Below are 16505 nucleotides of genomic sequence, written 5' to 3' on the forward strand. Positions count from 1 at the left end.
GGGCTAAACTCCGGAGTTACCGTTGCATCCAAGCGACAATCCAGTTTGCTGGCGGGATGATATCGATGCCCTGGCGTTCGGGCCGAATGACCATGGCGGCTTCTGCATGGTGCATCGGCTGGCCTTTCGAACGCTACTGCAGTTTTTTCCGGAGCCTGACGATTGCCTGGCCTTTTTTCGCGACCAGGAACGCGCGTTCCGTGCCGCGGCCGCGGCCAAAATTGCTCGAAGGGAAATTGCCCGCGGGGTCAATTTTCACCTCACCAGCCGCGACGTTATCGAACAAATGGGCAATTAGGGGTCGCGGAAGACTTTCGCTTCAGCTAGAAACGCCTATTACCTGGGAGAACCGACATGCAACAAACTCGTACCGCCGCCAGCTTGCCGATCGCCAGTCATGACCTGAGCGTGGTCTACCAGGCTGTTATTGCCATGGCTCTCGGCCTCTTCATCGTGGGGTTCGTCGGTTTTTCCCATATCGATGCCGTCCACAACGCCGCACACGACGTCCGTCATTCAAATGCGTTTCCCTGCCACTGATTGCGATGTCGATTTTTCGTTCGATTGTCTTTTCCGCGGTCTTGAGCGGACTGATCGGCGGCACCGCAGTCACTGTCCTGCAATATTTCAGCACCGTCCCGCTGATCCTCAAAGCCGAAACCTACGAGCACCAGGCGCCGGAAGCCGGTGCCAAGCCGACGGACGAATCGGCCAAGGGGCATGCGCCCCACGACCACGCTTCTCACGAACATGAGCCGACCGCCTGGAAACCAACCGAAGGATTGCAGCGCAACGGCCTGACGGCTGCCGCCAATATTCTCACGGCAATTGGATTTTCGCTTCTGCTGGCCGGCTTCTATGCTTTGCGCGGCGGCGTGGACCGGCACGAAGCATTGCTGTGGGGCCTGAGCGGCTTTGTGGTCTTCACCGCCGCGCCGGGGCTTGGACTGCCGCCCGAACTCCCGGGCGTACCGGTCGCCGCGCTCGGCGCACGTCAGCTTTGGTGGATCATGACCGCGCTGGCAACCGCCCTCGGCATGGGTCTCATTTTTCTGCATCGCGCCGTCTGGGCCACCGTATTGGGATTTTGCCTGGTCGTCTTCCCGCACCTGGTCGGCGCGCCACAGCTTGCCGGCGCGCATAGCGACGTTCCCGATGCGCTCTCGCATCAGTTCATGGTTGCCGTGACCATGACGAGCCTGCTGTTCTGGACGTTGCTTGGTTGCCTCACCGGTGTTTTCTTTCGCAGGTTCTCCGCGCGATAATCCGGAGTCTTGTCGTAAGCAGGGGTCGCGTTTGCGATGCCAATGGTTGCGTCGGATGTCGCGCTGTGCTTCGTTCCATCTGTCATCGGTGCCTTCGCGTAGAAGGTGAAACGGGAATGCGGTGCGGGGAAACGTCCCCAATGCCGCAGCTGCCCCCGCAACTGTAAGCGGCCATTCTCGGTCCAACATGCCACTGAACCTGCATTGGTTTGGGAAGGCGGACCGGGAGACGACCGCGAGCCAGGAGACCGGCCGATGACCAAGCTCAACTCGTTCGACGGTGGGTCGAAGGAAAGGTGGTCATGTGGTTTTCTAGGTTTGCCGCGGGCTTCGCGGCGTTATTTGGCCTGTTTGGCCTTCCCGTAGAGGCGATCGCCCAGTCGGGTCCGCAAAAACTTCCAGAGGTCGTTATCGAACCCAAGCCGTCGGCCAGGCCCGTCAAGCCCGCTCGCCGAACGGACAATGCCGCGCGCACGAGACAGGCGGTGCCGGCAAGGCCCGATTCCTCACCCCCGCAACCGTCCGAACTGGTGATCACACCGGACCGAACGCCGGAGCCGCTCAGCCGTACAGGAAGCGCCGTCAGCGTCGTCAACAAGGAGGCGATTGCAACCGCCAATCCGGGCTCCCTGGTCGACGCCTTGCGAACCGTTCCGGGTCTCGACATCACTGAAAGCGGCGGCCCCGGCGCGACGACGAACATCCGGCTGCGCGGCGCCAACACCGGTCAGACTCTCGTGATGATCGATGGCATTCGCGTCAACGATCCGACCGCCGCCAGTGGCGATTTCGATTTCGCGATGCTGACGCCGAGTTGGATCGAGCGAATCGAGGTGTTGAAGGGGCCGCAAAGTGCGCTCTACGGCTCGGACGCAATCGGCGGTGTCGTCAACATCATCACGAGGAAGGGCAGCGGCCCCGCCCAATTCAACGTCCGCACCGAGGGCGGAAGCTATGGCACCGCCGCCACCAGCGGATCGGTGACAGGCTCTGCCGGTCCATGGTCATACGCCTTTGCCGGAGGCGGACAACACAGCAACGGGTTCTCGCGCTTTGGTTATCGTATCCCCTCACTTGAGGCCAAGTATGGCCCGCTCGAGCGCGACGGATTCGATCGCGTCGGCGGTTCGGCGCGTATCGGCTACGATGCCGGAGAAGGCGTGCGACTGGAATCCGGAATTCTTTCCTCGTTCACGCGATCGGCCTATGACGCGGCGACTGGCGCATTTCCCGACACGCCTTCGAGCGCCACGCGTCTGCTCCAGCAGGTCTGGGGACGCGCCTCCATCGATACGCTCGACGGAATCCTGAACCACAGCTTCAACGTGTTCGAGACCCACATCGACCGCTCCTTCAACGAGGTGAGCTACAAGATCAACAAACTGCCGCAGAATACGACATCGACCATTTCCGATTACATCGGCAACAGTGTCGGCGCCGAATACCAGGGCAACCTGAAAATGGGGCCGCTGGGATCGCTTATTTTCGGCTCCAGAACACAGCACGAAACCGCAAACACCTATGCCACCAAGCTGCTTCCGATTCCCGGACCGCAGACGCCGCAACTCAAGGGGACGCAAGATACCAATTCGGTGTTTGCGCTGTGGCAATTGCCGATCGGCGATCGGCTGAACATCAGCCTTGGCGGGCGGGTCGACGACGTCGTCGACGTCGCCCGTTTCGAGACCTGGCGCGCGACCGCGGCCTACGCGATTGCCGAAACCGGCACCAAGTTTCGTGCCAGCGCCGGCACCGGCGCCAAGGCCCCTACCCTGTATCAGCTCTACGCGCCAACCTACGGCAATAGCTCGCTCAGTCCCGAGCAGAGCTTCGGGTATGATGCCGGAATAGATCAAACCCTGTTCAACGGGAGACTGACACTGTCGGTCACGGCGTTCGCCAACGAGTTTTCCAACCTGATCGAATTTTCGATCGATGCCGCAAATCCCCTTGGGCACTATGTCAACGTCACCCGTGCGGAGACCTCCGGCATCGAATTCGGATCGGATCTTGTTCTCCTGCCGGGGTATCTGAAGTTGAAGACCGCCTACACTTATCTGCATGCGGTCGATCTCAAGACCAATCTCACCTTGCAGCGCCGTCCTTCCGATGTGGCCCGGCTTGCACTGGCCATTACGCCCACCGACAAATGGCTGATCGAGCCGCGCGTGCTCACTGTCTCCAAACGCTACAGCGGCGCCAACGAAACCAATCTGCTCGATCCCTATACCCGGGTCGATCTCTATACCGAGTACAGGATCGATCCCGTCTGGAAGGTCTTCGCGCGGGGCGAAAATATCCTGAACGAGCATTACCAGGAGGTGTTCAACTTCGGCACCACAGGTCCTGCGGTCTATGCCGGAGTTAACGCGACATGGTGAGCCAATCCGCAACGAAGCCGTCATACACCATCACGGTCGGGCTTGTCGTACTGGTCGTGCTGCTCGCCCTGGTTTCGCTTGGAACGGGGCCTGTCAGGCTTTCGCCGGTCACGGTCATCGATGCCTTGTTCGGCGGAGGCACTGGCGCGCAGCAGACGATCATTCGGGAAATTCGCCTGCCGCGCGCCATCCTCGCCTCGGCGATCGGCGCCGTGCTCGGATTGTCCGGCGCGGCGCTGCAAGGCCTGTTGCGCAATCCATTGGCGTCGCCATCGCTATTCGGCGCACCACAATCGGCGGCTTTCGGTGCGGTTCTGATGATCGCGCTGGGATGGGCGGACGTACGTTCCTATGCGCTACCGGTAGCCGGCATTGCCATGGCGTTTGTGTCGGTGTTCGTCCTGCTCAGCATCGCCGGCCGTAACGCCGGATTGCTGCTGTTGATTTTGGCGGGTTTGGCGATCTCCAGCCTCGCGGGAGCGGCAACCTCTTTGGTCATGAACCTGTCACCCAACCCGTTCGCCAACCTGGAAATTGCGTTTTGGCTGCTTGGCTCCCTAGAGGATCGCAGTTTTCGCCACGTTATGCTGGCTTTGCCGTTCATTGCGGCGGGCGCCATCCTGCTGTGGAGCCAACGCAGCGCCTTTCGCGCGCTCAGCCTTGGAGAGGAGACCGCGCAGAGCCTTGGCATCGATGTGACACGGGTGCGGCTCCTGGTCATCACCGGCGTCGCGCTGGGCGTCGGCGGCGCGGTCGCCGTCTCCGGTACCATCGGCTTCATCGGCCTTGTCGCGCCGCACTTGATGCGGCCGGTGGTCGGCTACGACCCGGCGCGATTGCTGCTGCCGAGCGCACTGACCGGGGCGGCGCTCCTCACCGCCGCCGACATTGCCGTGCGGATCATTCCCTCGAACACCGATATCAAGGTCGGCGTCCTCACCTCCATCATCGGCGTACCATTCTTTCTCTATCTGATCGTGCGTGAGCGCCGGGCATTGGCCGGAGGCGTTGCATGAACGGCGCACTTCTCAGGGTTGAGGGGCTTGGCGTGACCCTGTCCGGCCGTGCCGTGCTGAAGGACGTCTCACTGTCGTTTTCAAGCCGGCACCTCGTGGCACTGGTTGGTCCGAACGGTGCCGGCAAGACCACGCTGTTGCGGGCGCTCGCTGGATTGGTGCAGTCGACGGGTACCGTGGAGGTCGGCGGCGACCCGTTGTCGTCGCTGCCGTTGCGCGAACGCGCCAGGCGTTTTGGTTACCTCCCGCAGGGGCATGTCGTGCATTGGCCGCTGCAGGTAAGAGATATCGTCACGCTCGGGCGTTACCCGCGTGGCGCGACCGATCCGGCTCGCCTTTCACCGGAGGACGAAATTGCCGTAACTCGCGCGATGCAGGCGACCGACATCACGACGCTCGCGGCGCGTCGCGTTACCGAGCTCTCGGGCGGCGAACGTAGCCGCGTCGCGCTCGCCAGGGTGCTGGCGGTCGAAGCGCCCATCCTGCTGGCAGATGAGCCGACGGCTTCCCTCGATCCGCGTTTTCAGATCGACGTGATGAAGAACCTTCGTAGCACGGCCGACGGTGGCGTTCTGGTGATCGTGGTCACCCACGATCTCGCGCTTGCCGCCCGGTTCGCCGACACCATTCTTGTGCTGTCGAACGGCCGCCTCGTCGCGCAGGGCACGCCGGAGCAGGCGTTATCCGAAGCCGTCATGGCCGATGTGTTCAAGGTGACGGCCTATCGTGCCGACTACCAGCGCGAACGCGTGATCGTGCCATGGACCGGTGTTTGAGCGATGAATTGGCTAGTCGCTCTTGGCGAAGGCAGCGGACAGGCGATGGAGAGCAGCTTCATCGGGCGGCAGGCCGAATCGAAGCAGGTCCTCATGTCGTTCAAAGCAGCGGCACCAGATATGTTGTCGGGCCAACGTAGCGTGCCTTTTCAGAGCATCCCGATGACGCGCAAGACGGAACAGCGACGTACCGCCCGCGACTTCGAAGCCGGCCTTCACCAGGACATCATCGAGTCTGTTCGCCTGGCGCTTCAACCTGTCGCGCGTGCCCTCGGCCCATTGCCGATCGGCAAGCGCAAGCGCCCCGATATGCAATGCCGGACCGGAGCAAGACCACGGCCCCAGCGCGGCGACGATGCGTTGCACGATGTCGGGCGCGCCGACGGCGAAGCCGAGCCGCAATCCGGCAAGGCCGTAGAACTTGCCGAACGAGCGCAGGATCACAATCGGCAGTCCTTTGCAAACTGCGACGGCGCTGACGCTGGGTTCAACGTCGGCAAACGCCTCGTCCAGAACGAGCCAGCCTCCACGATCGCCCAGCCGGGCAGCGAGCTGGACAATCGCGTCGGGGCTGACGACACGTCCATCGGGATTGTTCGGATTCACGATGACGGCGTGGCGCACGCCTTCGGGCAGCTTGCCGGGATCATCCCATGCGACGACCTCCTGCCCTGCCAGCTGCCACGTCAACGCATGCTCGCCATAGGTCGGTCCCATGATCGCAACCGGTCCCGGGGCGGCCAGCCTTGGCACCCATTGGATCAGCGCCTGCGTCCCCGGGGCGATTGCGATCCCGACCCCGCCGGGCACCCGATAGGCTGTGCGGGCGACCGCGATGAGGTGGTCCTGGTCGGCCCGCGAGGGCAAGCGTTGCCAAACAGCGGGTGGCAGGTCAGCCGGTATCGGCCATGGCCACGGGTTGATCCCCGTCGACAGATCGAGCCATTGCTGCGGCGTGCCACCATGGCGCGCTATCGCCTCCGTGAGATCGCCTCCATGTACTATCGACAACAAATGCCAATGCCTCGATCAACGCGCGCAACGATTTGCAACGTGCTCCTCGCGGTGACGATGTTTATGGCAATCAGCTCACAAAATAAAGCTGCTGCCGCCGAACTTCCCCGCATCGCCTCAATCAACCTTTGTACCGATCAATTGCTGGTGGCGCTCGCCGACCCTGCGCAAATTCTCGGTCTCAGCCCCTATGCGCGCGATCCCGTTCGCTCCTGGGACGCCGCCAAGGCCGCGCAATTTCCTCCCTTATCGGGCGGTGCGGAGGATGTGCTGGTTTTGAACCCGGATGTCGTGGTGTCCGGCCGCTTCACCAAGCGCGCCACGCGCGAATTACTGAAGGAGAAAGGCTTTCGCGTCGTCGAATTCGATGTGGCCCGCTCCCTTGACGATGTGAAGAAGCATATCCGCCAGATGGGAGAGCTGGTGCGACATCCGGATCGGGCGGCGCGCGAGATCGGCAGGCTCGATGCGGCGGTCGCCCATGTCCGGGAGGTCGCATCGCGCAAATCCTACCGGGTGCTGGCGGTGTCGAGACGCGGTTGGGTCGCCGGCAGCGACAGCTTGACCACTTCACTGCTCAGGACCGCTGGCCTGAATAACGCCGCGGGCGAGCTCGGCAACAAAACGGGAGGCCTCGCCTCGCTGGAGGCCATCGTCAGCTTGAGGCCGGACTTTCTCCTGGTTTCCAGCAGCAGCGATTTGGCCCAGGACGAAGGTGGAGCGTTCCTGCTCCATCCCGCGCTCGAGCGTTTCTATCCCGCGACGAAACGTATTGTGATCCCGGAAAAGCTGACCGTTTGCGGCGGGCTTACATTGATTGATGCGCTGGAACGCCTCGCCTCCGAGCTCGAGCGCGTGACCCGCTAATGCTGATCTGGGGTGATACGCTCCTCGTCGTCATCGCAGCCCTGGCGTTCGATGCCGTCATCGGCGATCCCGATTGGCTGTGGCGGCGGTTGCCGCATCCGGTAACGTGGTTCGGGGCCCTCATCGCCCTGCTGGACCGTCTGCTCAATCGCGACGCCTGGCCGCCATTGCTGCGCAGGATTGCCGGCATTGCCACCATCGCCGTGCTGGTCGCAATTGCCAGTATTGCCGGCTTTTTCCTCACCGAGATAACGCGGTACGTCACGGGCGGAAACGTGATACTTGCCCTCGTCGCATCGGTCTTCATCGCGCAGCGCAGCCTCTACCAGCACGTCAGCCGGGTACGCATGGCTTTCGCATCCGACGGGCTCACTGGCGCCCGCGTCGCGGTTTCTATGATCGTGGGACGAGATCCCGATCAACTCGATGAAGCCGCGGTAAGCCGCGCGGCGATTGAATCGGCCGCCGAGAACTTTTCGGACGGCATCGTCGCGCCGGTATTCTGGCTGGCACTGTTGGGGCTGCCCGGGCTGCTCGCCTACAAGGCCATCAACACGGCGGATTCGATGATCGGCCATCGCTCGGAGCGCTACCGGTGGTTCGGCTGGGCGGCGGCGCGGCTCGACGACCTCGTCAATCTCGTTCCCGCCAGGTTGTCCGGGCCGTTGATCGCCGTCGTTGCCCCGATAGCGAACGGATCGGTCGGGACGTCCTTCCGGGTGATGATCCGGGATGCGGCCCGTCACCGGTCGCCGAATGCCGGCTGGCCGGAAAGCGCGATGGCCGGCGCCCTCGGGATCGCGCTCGCCGGGCCGCGCCGCTACGCCGAAGGTCTCGTCAACGACCCCTTTCTCAACGCCGGTGCGCGCGAGGCGGCCACGCCTGACGATATCGGGCGCGCGCTGAAATTGTTCGTCGCCGCCTGCCTGCTGCAGGCGGCGATCTATGCCGCGCTCGCGCTGCTGCTCTGACGGCTATGGGCAATCTTCAGGATCTGATCGATGTCCAGATGCATTTCCAGATGATCGGCCAGGGCGTCAAGCGCCGCTTCGATCTGCGCCTCATAGGCGATGCTTGACGCGATCCCCAGATCAGCCAGCCACTTCTTGCGAAAGGCGTCGCCGGTAAACAGGCCGTGGACGTAGGTCCCCTCCACCCGCCTGTCAGCGGATATTGCGCCATCCGGCCGGCCGTCGATCATGATCATCGGCCGTTCGCAGTCACGGCCTTCGCTGCGCCCGAGATGGATTTCGTAGCCCTCAACATCCGCGCCGGTGGCACAATGGGTGCCCCGCACAAGCGTGGTCGACTTGTCGGCACTCATCACGGTCGCGATATCGAGCAAACCGAGGCCCTCGATAATGCCGGGCGCGCCGTCGACGCCCTGGGGGTCGGCAATGGTCTTGCCGAGCATTTGATAGCCGCCGCACAGGCCGAGCACGCGACCACCGCGACGGACATGCGCCTTGATGTCGATGTCCCACCCCTGCGCGCGCAGAAACGCGAGGTCCCCGATCGTCGACTTGCTGCCGGGCAGGATGATCACGTCGGCATTGCCGGGGATCGCTTCGCCTGGCCGGACGAAGATCAGCTTCACCCCGGGCTCCATGCCCAAGGGATCAAGGTCGTCAAAATTGGCAATTCTGGCGAGTACCGGCACCGCGATAACGCGCGTGGACGACGATGCATGCGCACGGTCGAGATCGACGGCGTCTTCGGCCGGTAACCAGGCCGCCTGCGGCAACCATGGTACGACGCCGAGCGATGGCCAGCCGGTCAGGCGCGTCACCGCGACGAGACCTTGATCGAACAGACTTACATCGCCGCGGAACTTGTTGATGATGAAACCGCGGACACGCGCCCGCTCCTCGGGCTCGAGCACGAGATGCGTGCCGGCGAGGCTTGCGATCACACCACCACGATCGATATCGCCGACGAGTACCACGGGAACGTTGGCTGCCGACGCGAATCCCATATTGGCGATGTCGCCGGGGCGAAGGTTGATCTCCGCGGGGCTGCCGGCGCCTTCCACCAGAACAAGGTCGGCGTGATCGGCGAGAAGCGAGAAGCTCTCCAGCACCGCAGGCAGCAGTGCCGCCTTTTTGTCGAGGAAGTTCTTCGCGCGAAGCGTCCCCCAGCGCTTTCCTTGAACGATGATTTGGGCACCGGTATCGGTCTCCGGCTTCAGAAGCACCGGGTTCATATGCACGCTCGGCGGCATCCGCGCGGCGCGGGCCTGCACTGCCTGCGCCCGCCCGATCTCGCCACCATCCACCGTAACAGCGGCATTGTTTGACATATTCTGCGGCTTGAACGGCGCCACCTTCAGGCCACGCCGTACCAGCGCCCGCGCCAGACCGGCCACAATCGTCGACTTTCCGGCATTGGAGCCGGTTGCCTGGATCATCAACGCGGGTGTGCGCGTGTTCATCAGAACTCGATACCTCTCTGGCCTTTGATCCCGGCGCGAAATGGATGCTTGACCAGCGTCATTTCGGTGACGAGGTCGGCCATCTCGATCAGCGCCGGCTTGGCGTTGCGGCCGGTGATGACGACGTGCTTGTCCGCCGGCTTCTCGTCGCGGAGGAATTTCAGGACCGCTTCGAGATCGAGATAGTCATAACGCAGCACAATGTTGAGCTCGTCCAGCAATACCAGGCGATGGCGGTCGTCACGGATCATCTCCTTGGCGCGCTCCCAGCCGGCGGAGGCGGCCGCGATGTCCCGCTCGCGATCCTGTGTGAGCCAGGTGAAGCCCTCTCCCATGATGTGGAGCGTCACCAGGTCAGGGAACGTCCTCAGAAGCTGCGCTTCGCCGGTGTTCCACTCCGGCGATTTGGTGAACTGTACGATGCCCACGGGAAAGCCGTAGCCGATATGGCGAAAGACCATACCCAGCGCCGCCGAGGTTTTTCCTTTTCCTGCGCCGGTATGGACGATCAGCAAGCCCTTTTCGCCGGTCTTGGTCGCCATGATCTTGTCGCGCGCTGCCTTGTGCTTCTGTGCCTTCTCCTTGTGGCGCGCGTTCTCGGCATCGTGGTCGTTCGGCACATTTGAAGGGTCGTTCATGCGATTTCCCGTTGCTGGTTCGGCAGAAGCTCTGCAATCAGATCACGCGCGCGATTGGAACGCGGCGTCCACAGCCCGCGGCGGATCGCCTCGGCAAAGCGCGAGGCGGTTTCACGCAAGGCTGCAGGATTGGCACCGCGCATGAATTCGCGGACGCCCTCGTCCTCGAGGTAAGACGCGAACAATTGATCGAAATGATGATTGGCGACGGCGTCAGTCGAAGCGGCGAAGCCAAACAGATAGTCCACGGTAGCGGCGATTTCGAAGGCGCCCTTGTAGCCGTGTCGCATCACACCGCGAATCCATTTCGGATTGGCGGCGCGGCCACGCACCACGCGGGAGATTTCGTGGGACAACGGCCGCGCCAGCGGCGCCTCGGGTCGAGACGTATCGATATGCGCGATGCGTGGTGCGGCGCCGCGCAGGGTCTGCACGGTGGCCGCGAGGCCTCCCATGAACTGGTAATAGTCGTCGGAGTCGAGAATATCATGTTCGCGATTATCTTGCGCTTGCGCGATGAGGTCGGTGTCCTTGAGCCTATCAGCGAAATCGTCGCGCGCGGCTTCACCCTCGGTCCCACTGCTGTAGGCGTAGCCACCCCAGGAGAGATAGACGTTGGCGATGTCGGATCGCGTGTCCCAACCGCCCTCGTCCATCAGCGCCTGCAATCCTGCGCCATAGGCGCCGGGCTTTGAGCCGAAGACGCGGTAGCCCGCTTGCCGCTCAGCGGCGGCACCGTCGAGGCCGGCGGCTTCGAGCGCAAGCTTTTTTGCGCGAACATTCGCGGCGATTGGATTTGCCTCGGCCGGCTCGTCCAGCACAGAAATCGCCCGGATGGCCGACCCAATGATGTCCATCTGCGTCGGAAACGCGTCGCGGAACAGGCCCGACACGCGGAAGGTGACATCGACGCGCGGACGCTTCAGCTCCGACAGCGGCGTGATCGCAAAACCGGTCACCCGGCCGGAGGTCTCCTCCCATAGCGGGCGGGCGCCGATCAGCGCCAGCGCCTGGGCGACGTCGTCGCCGCCGGTGCGCATATTCGAGGTACCCCAGGCCGATAATGCGATCGAACGCGGCCACTCGCCGGCTTCCTGCCAATAGGATTCGACTAGCCGCTCGGCGGAAAGCCGGCCGATGCGCCATGCCGACGGCGTCGGCACCGCACGAACGTCAACAGCAAAGAAATTTCGACCGGTCGGCAACACATCGGGCCGCCCACGCGTCGGAGCGCCGGAAGGACCGGGCCGAATGAAACGGCCATCGAGCCCGGCAAGGAGTGCCGCCATCTCGGCATCCCCGGAGCGGTCAATGGCCGGACGCAAGGCAGCATCGATCCAGTCCAACACCGCACGCGTGGCCGTCCATGCAGGACCGACGTCGCGCTCGCCGGCGACCAGGGCCAGCACCAGCGCTTCGATGCGCTCCACCGTGTCGCCAGCCGTACGCCATGGACCATTCCCAAACCCGGCGAGTACCTTCGGGCGCGCGCCGGCATATTCATCGGCCAGATTGCGCGTCAGTGGATCGAAATCGCCGAGACCGAGATCGGTAGCCAGTGCGCGGTGCAGCGAGGCATCCTGCATCTTCAAATCCGAGCGCGGCAGCCGGGCAATCGATACCAGGAGGTCGTTACGTTGCGATCCTGAGGGCGCGCGACCGAACACGTGCAGGCCATCGCGGATCTGCATCTCCTTGAGGTCGCACAAATGCGCATCGAGCGCACGCAGCGCCTCCGCCGTCGGGGTGTCCCGGGTGACATTGACGTCGGCATCCAGCCGTTGAGCCCGCGCCAGCGACAGGATGTCCTCGGCAATGGCATCGGCGCGCTTGGGATCGAGATCGGCGGCAAGCGTGAATTCATCGACCAGCGCCTCCAGCCGCGCCAGATCATCGTGCAACTCGGCGCGCGTCATCGGCGGCGTCAGGTGATCGACGATCACGGCGCCGGCACGGCGCTTGGCCTGGATACCTTCGCCGGGGTCGTTGACGATGAACGGATAGAGATGCGGCAACCGACCCAGCACGGATTCTGGCAGGCAATCCTGCGACAGGCCAGTGCTCTTGCCCGGAAGCCATTCAAGATTGCCATGCTTGCCGAGATGAACGACCGCGTGCGCGTCGAATTCCCGCCTGATCCACAAGTAGAACGCGAGATAGTGATGCGGCGGCGCCAGATCCGGATCGTGATAGCTGCTTTTCGGATCGATATTGTAACCGCGCGCGGGCTGAACACCGACTATGATATTGCCGAACCGATGCAGGCCAAGGCGAAACGCATCATCGACGACATGCGGGTCCCGTTCGGCGCGGCCCCATCGCCCCTCAACCGCGCCCCTGACAGTGTCCGGCAACACCGCCAAGGCCGCGTAATAGTCCGCCAGCGACCATGTCACGCCGTTCGTGCGCGTGGCGCGCTGCTCGAGCGCATTGGTTGGACCCTGCTGCAGCAGCTGCATCATGGTTTCAGCGTCGACAGGCGCTTCCGCGGTATCGTACCCTGCCCTTTCCAAAGCCTTGAGAACGTCGATCAGGCTTTGCGGCGTATCCAGGCCGACGCCGTTGGCCAGCCGGCCGTCGCGGTTCGGATAGTTGGCAAGAATTAGCGCTACCCGGCGTTCGGCCACAGCTTCTCGGCGCAGCCGCACCCAGGCCAGCGCCAGATCGGCCGTCGCATCGACCCGATCCGGGGCCGGACGAAACGTCGTCGGCGCAAATTCGCCTATGCTGTCACTGCGTTCCTTGAAAGCGATGACGTTCGCGAAGATGCGGCCATCGACTTCGGGCAACACGACATGCATGGCGAGATCCCGTGGCGCCAGGCCCCGCGTCGAAGCCTCCCAGGCGGCCCGGGATATGCCGGCCTGCGCCACCTGCAGGATCGGGCAACCTGACGCCGCCAGCACGCCGGCATCGTCGTTCGTGGTCGCCGTCGCAAACGCCGTCGCATTGATGATGATGTCAGGCGGATAGGCCGCCAGTACCGTCTGCAAAAATGCTGCCGACCGTCCGTCTTTCAGGCTGGTGACGAACAGGCAGACCGTATTGAGCCCGCGCGCATTGAGCGCCTCGCGCAGCATGTCGATGCCGGCGGTGTCGCCACCGGCCACCAGCGCGCGATAGAACACGATGATTGCATTGGGGCGGTCGGAACGTGGCGGCTCACCGCCCCAAAATCCCGCTGGTGGCATCGGCCGCGCCTGCACCGGTGCCTCACCTCGGCCGATCAGGTGCGCCGCAAAGCGAAGCGCGAGTTGGGCATTTTCGACGCCGCCTTCGGTGCAGTAACGCCACAGCGCGTGTGTGCTATCGCGATCCAGCGTTCCGCGCGCGGCCAGCGAGGCATTCCAATCCAGCTCGCCGGGAATACAGGCGAACAGCGAACCTCGACGTAATGCATCGCTCCGCAGGCTTTCAACGCCGTGCGGCCAGTAGCTTTCGCCCCCCAGCATGCGCAGCACGACGATTTTTGCTTCCCTCAGCGTACGCTCGACAAAGGCGTCCACCGATGCTGGGTGACCCAGCGCCAACAGATTGGTCAGCCGCACCGTCGGAAAGCCGTCCGGCATCGCTGCATGGGCGATGCCAAATGCGGCGAGATCGCTGTCCGCCGCAGACAACACGACGATATCGGCGGTAGCCTGTCCGAGATCGCGCGCGACATCGCCATCGTCGATGCCGCCTGAGGTGTCGAGCTTGAGATGCATCTGGCTCTCGCGGACTACTCCACCAACGCCCGCCGCACGGCGGTCCCGTCAAATCCCTTGAGCCCGATCACGACGAGACGCTCGGCCTGCTTCGCGTCCGGTCGGCCGAACACCAGATCGACACGGCTCCCGACAGCCTGCACCACCACGGGCGCGACCTTGTCCGAGACCCGCGCATGGCCCTTGACGCGCAACACGCCTTCGAGACCGAGCGCGTCGCTGATCCGACCACGCACCTCGTCGACGCTGAGGGCGACCGACGGCTTGACGACGATGCTGTCGAAATCATCGTGATCGTGTTCTTCATCCTCGCCGTGATGGCCGGCGCGGGGCGCCATGTCCTCCTCGGCCCCGGCGTTCATTCCGATCAACACCGCGGGTGCCAATGTGCCGGTCGAACGCACGACATTGACTCCCGGGCGGAGCGCAGCCTTCAACCGTGTTTCAATATCGGCAAGCGCCACTGATGACACCAGGTCGCTCTTCGAGAGCACGACAAGATCGGCACAAGCCAGTTGATCTTCAAACACCTCCTCGATCGGGTCGTCATGATCGATCGAGTCATCCGCGGCGCGCTGGTCTGCGACCGCGTCCTCATCGAGCGCAACCCGACCTTCCGACAGCGCCAGCGCATCGACGACGGTAACGACACCGTCAACCGTGGCGCGCGTTTTCACCGCCGGCCATGCGAATGCCTTCAGCAAGGGTTGCGGCAACGCCAGCCCTGAAGTCTCGATGACAATGGCATCGAGCGGCTTGTCGCGCCCCAACAGCAGCTCCATTGTCGGAATGAAGTCATCCGCCACCGTGCAGCAGATGCAGCCATTGGTAAGTTCGATGACGTCACCCGGCGCGCAGGCGTTCGCTGCGCATTCTTCCACGAGGCCGCCGTCGAAACCAGCGTCGCCGAATTCATTGACGACGACGGCGATGCGGCGTCCATCCGCCTGGGTCAGCAGCGAGCGCAGCAAGGTGGTCTTGCCAGCGCCAAGAAACCCAGTCAGCACCGTAACCGGAACACGCGACATATTCATTCTCCTTGAGATTAGCGCTTGAGCCAGAGCGGAAGTCCGGCTGCCATGAACACAACTTGCGGAACGGTTGCGGCGACCACCTGGTTCAGTCGCCCCTGCGCATCGCGAAACGCGCGGCCGAGCGGTGTTTCCGGCACCAGCCCAAGACCGACTTCGTTCGAGACAAGAACGACGGGATGCTTTGCGACGTCCAGAAATTGCGTCAAACGGCGGGCTTCGACGTCTCGATCGCGCCCGGCGAACATTAGATTCGACAGCCACAAGGTGAGACAGTCCACCAGCACGACGCGATTGCGGCCGGCTTCGCGCGTCAACGCGTCGACCAGCGCCAGCGGCTCTTCAATGGTGATCCAGCCCTCGCCGCGCCGGGCGCGGTGCAACGCAATCCGGCTCTTCATCTCCTCGTCGCCGGCGGTAGCCGTCGCGATATAAACCTTCGCCAGCGTGCTGTCGCTTACAAGCGATTCCGCAAACGCAGATTTGCCGGAGCGGGCGCCACCCAGCACCAAAGTCGTCGCCAGATCCGTCATTTCGGTGCGCGTCCGTCGTCCGGTGACCAACGGATGGGAGGTACCCGTGCCACCATGCCCTTTCGCAGCACCTCTGCACGTTCCCGCCAGGGGACCAGACCGAAATCGGATTTTTGGTAGGATTGCACGAAGGATACCAGCGCCGCAGTGCCGCTTTCGGTCTGCAGATCGCCAAACAAGAATGTGTATCCGTCGGGACTCGTGACCGCCACCGTCGCCGGGCGCTTGCAAACGCTGAGGCATTGCACCGGGCGGACGGCAACGTTGGCGCCGTCTTTTCCGATCGCAGCCTGCACAGCCGCGTACATCTCCGGGCCGACCACAGCACCGCCGTCCGCAGTCTTGCAGGTAATGCAAACACTCACGACGACGGGCCTGTCAGGCAGGTTGGCCTGCGGCTGTTCGATCAAGGCTTGACCAGCGGGTTGAGTAGCGCTGTCGCGATCCATCATTTGCTCGTATCATGGCCTTGCGGCCGCGAGCTTTGTTGGGTCGCGCGCGACGGCAAACGGCGCCGTCGGGCTCGCTCCCGTCCGGTGCACCCCGCCCAGACGCCTCCAAAGCACAGTTCGTGATGGCAGGTCTCCTGGCTCGCGAGTCACTGCCCGTAGCCGCCTTCCCGGGAAATCCCAGTGGCACCGGCGCGGGCTCGTCGCTTACAGTTGCGGGGGCAGCGCCGGCGTTGAGGTTATCGCACCGGCTTCCCTTTTCACCTTCCTGGCGGAAGGACCATCGCCGATGACGCTAACCGCCGAAGATGCTCCGGTCAACGGCGGTTGACCGATCAGCCGAGTTGCGTCAGGTACCGCATTGACAAGAAAGAACCTGATGTCCATGCCACCGCTG

Annotated in this window: 15 protein-coding genes and 2 riboswitches; of the genes, 8 read left to right on the forward strand and 7 right to left on the reverse strand. The window is 63.4% G+C overall.

Annotated features, from left to right (window positions below; all coding sequences use genetic code 11):
* Positions 1–22: 22 nt before the first annotated feature.
* The 6 genes from CQ14_RS09055 (at position 23) to CQ14_RS09080 (ending at position 5438) form a co-directional block, all read left to right on the forward strand.
* The gene (locus tag CQ14_RS09055) at positions 23–298 is read left to right on the forward strand and encodes a hypothetical protein (protein WP_057857561.1); all 276 of its coding nucleotides are present in this window, start codon (positions 23–25) and stop codon (positions 296–298) included.
* A gap of 56 nt (positions 299–354) precedes the next feature.
* Positions 355–540 (forward strand): CbtB domain-containing protein, encoded by a 186-nt coding sequence (locus CQ14_RS09060; RefSeq protein WP_057857562.1) that lies wholly within the window; start codon positions 355–357, stop codon positions 538–540.
* A gap of 5 nt (positions 541–545) precedes the next feature.
* Positions 546–1265 (forward strand): CbtA family protein, encoded by a 720-nt coding sequence (locus CQ14_RS09065; RefSeq protein ID WP_057857563.1) that lies wholly within the window; start codon positions 546–548, stop codon positions 1263–1265.
* Positions 1266–1334: 69 nt separating this feature from the next.
* A riboswitch (cobalamin riboswitch) is annotated at positions 1335–1536 on the forward strand.
* Between the two features lie 31 nt (positions 1537–1567).
* Entirely contained in the window at positions 1568–3646 is a 2079-nt protein-coding gene (locus CQ14_RS09070) for a TonB-dependent receptor plug domain-containing protein (protein ID WP_057857564.1), read from the forward strand.
* A complete protein-coding gene (locus tag CQ14_RS09075; RefSeq protein ID WP_057857565.1) occupies positions 3640–4662 on the forward strand; it encodes a FecCD family ABC transporter permease in 1023 nt (340 codons plus the stop codon). Before CQ14_RS09070 ends, CQ14_RS09075 begins: the two co-directional genes overlap by 7 nt.
* Entirely contained in the window at positions 4659–5438 is a 780-nt protein-coding gene (locus tag CQ14_RS09080; protein WP_057857566.1) for an ABC transporter ATP-binding protein, read from the forward strand. Before CQ14_RS09075 ends, CQ14_RS09080 begins: the two co-directional genes overlap by 4 nt.
* Before the next feature lie 12 nt (positions 5439–5450).
* On the opposite strand, the gene cobD is transcribed toward CQ14_RS09080, so the two are convergent.
* Positions 5451–6452 carry a threonine-phosphate decarboxylase CobD gene (gene cobD, locus CQ14_RS09085; RefSeq protein WP_347337126.1) on the reverse strand — a complete coding sequence of 334 codons (1002 nt, stop codon included), beginning with the start codon at positions 6450–6452 and terminating at the stop codon, positions 5451–5453.
* A 57-nt stretch (positions 6453–6509) separates the two neighbouring features.
* Here cobD and CQ14_RS09090 point away from each other — a divergent pair, with 57 nt between their 5' ends.
* Together CQ14_RS09090 and cbiB are read left to right on the forward strand one after the other, a co-directional pair.
* Entirely contained in the window at positions 6510–7319 is an 810-nt protein-coding gene (locus CQ14_RS09090; protein ID WP_057857671.1) for an ABC transporter substrate-binding protein, read from the forward strand.
* On the forward strand, positions 7319–8290 hold the full coding sequence (gene cbiB, locus CQ14_RS09095; RefSeq protein ID WP_057857567.1) for an adenosylcobinamide-phosphate synthase CbiB: 972 nt from the start codon (positions 7319–7321) through the stop codon (positions 8288–8290). Before CQ14_RS09090 ends, cbiB begins: the two co-directional genes overlap by 1 nt.
* Here the strand turns inward: cbiB and CQ14_RS09100 are convergent.
* From CQ14_RS09100 to CQ14_RS09125, 6 genes are read right to left on the reverse strand one after another with little or no spacing between them, the layout of a single operon-like run.
* On the reverse strand, positions 8263–9750 hold the full coding sequence (locus tag CQ14_RS09100; RefSeq protein ID WP_057857568.1) for a cobyric acid synthase: 1488 nt from the start codon (positions 9748–9750) through the stop codon (positions 8263–8265). The genes cbiB and CQ14_RS09100 overlap by 28 nt on opposite strands.
* Entirely contained in the window at positions 9750–10388 is a 639-nt protein-coding gene (cobO, locus tag CQ14_RS09105; RefSeq protein ID WP_057857569.1) for a cob(I)yrinic acid a,c-diamide adenosyltransferase, read from the reverse strand. The genes CQ14_RS09100 and cobO overlap by 1 nt, the downstream gene beginning before the upstream one ends.
* Positions 10385–14095: a cobaltochelatase subunit CobN gene (gene cobN, locus CQ14_RS09110; protein ID WP_057857570.1), complete on the reverse strand. Its 3711-nt coding sequence runs from the start codon at positions 14093–14095 to the stop codon at positions 10385–10387. Before cobN ends, cobO begins: the two co-directional genes overlap by 4 nt.
* A 14-nt stretch (positions 14096–14109) precedes the next feature.
* On the reverse strand, positions 14110–15123 hold the full coding sequence (cobW, locus tag CQ14_RS09115; RefSeq protein WP_057857571.1) for a cobalamin biosynthesis protein CobW: 1014 nt from the start codon (positions 15121–15123) through the stop codon (positions 14110–14112).
* A 17-nt stretch (positions 15124–15140) separates the two neighbouring features.
* Positions 15141–15659, reverse strand: coding sequence for a bifunctional adenosylcobinamide kinase/adenosylcobinamide-phosphate guanylyltransferase (gene cobU / locus CQ14_RS09120; protein WP_057857572.1), 519 nt, complete (start codon positions 15657–15659; stop codon positions 15141–15143).
* Positions 15656–16111 carry a DUF1636 domain-containing protein gene (locus tag CQ14_RS09125; protein ID WP_156434804.1) on the reverse strand — a complete coding sequence of 152 codons (456 nt, stop codon included), beginning with the start codon at positions 16109–16111 and terminating at the stop codon, positions 15656–15658. The genes cobU and CQ14_RS09125 overlap by 4 nt, the downstream gene beginning before the upstream one ends.
* Positions 16112–16218: 107 nt before the next feature.
* A riboswitch (cobalamin riboswitch) is annotated at positions 16219–16408 on the reverse strand.
* Between the last annotated feature and the right edge of the window lie 97 nt (positions 16409–16505).

The sequence above is a fragment of the Bradyrhizobium lablabi genome (assembly GCF_001440475.1).
Classification (GTDB): Bacteria; Pseudomonadota; Alphaproteobacteria; order Rhizobiales; family Xanthobacteraceae; genus Bradyrhizobium; species Bradyrhizobium lablabi.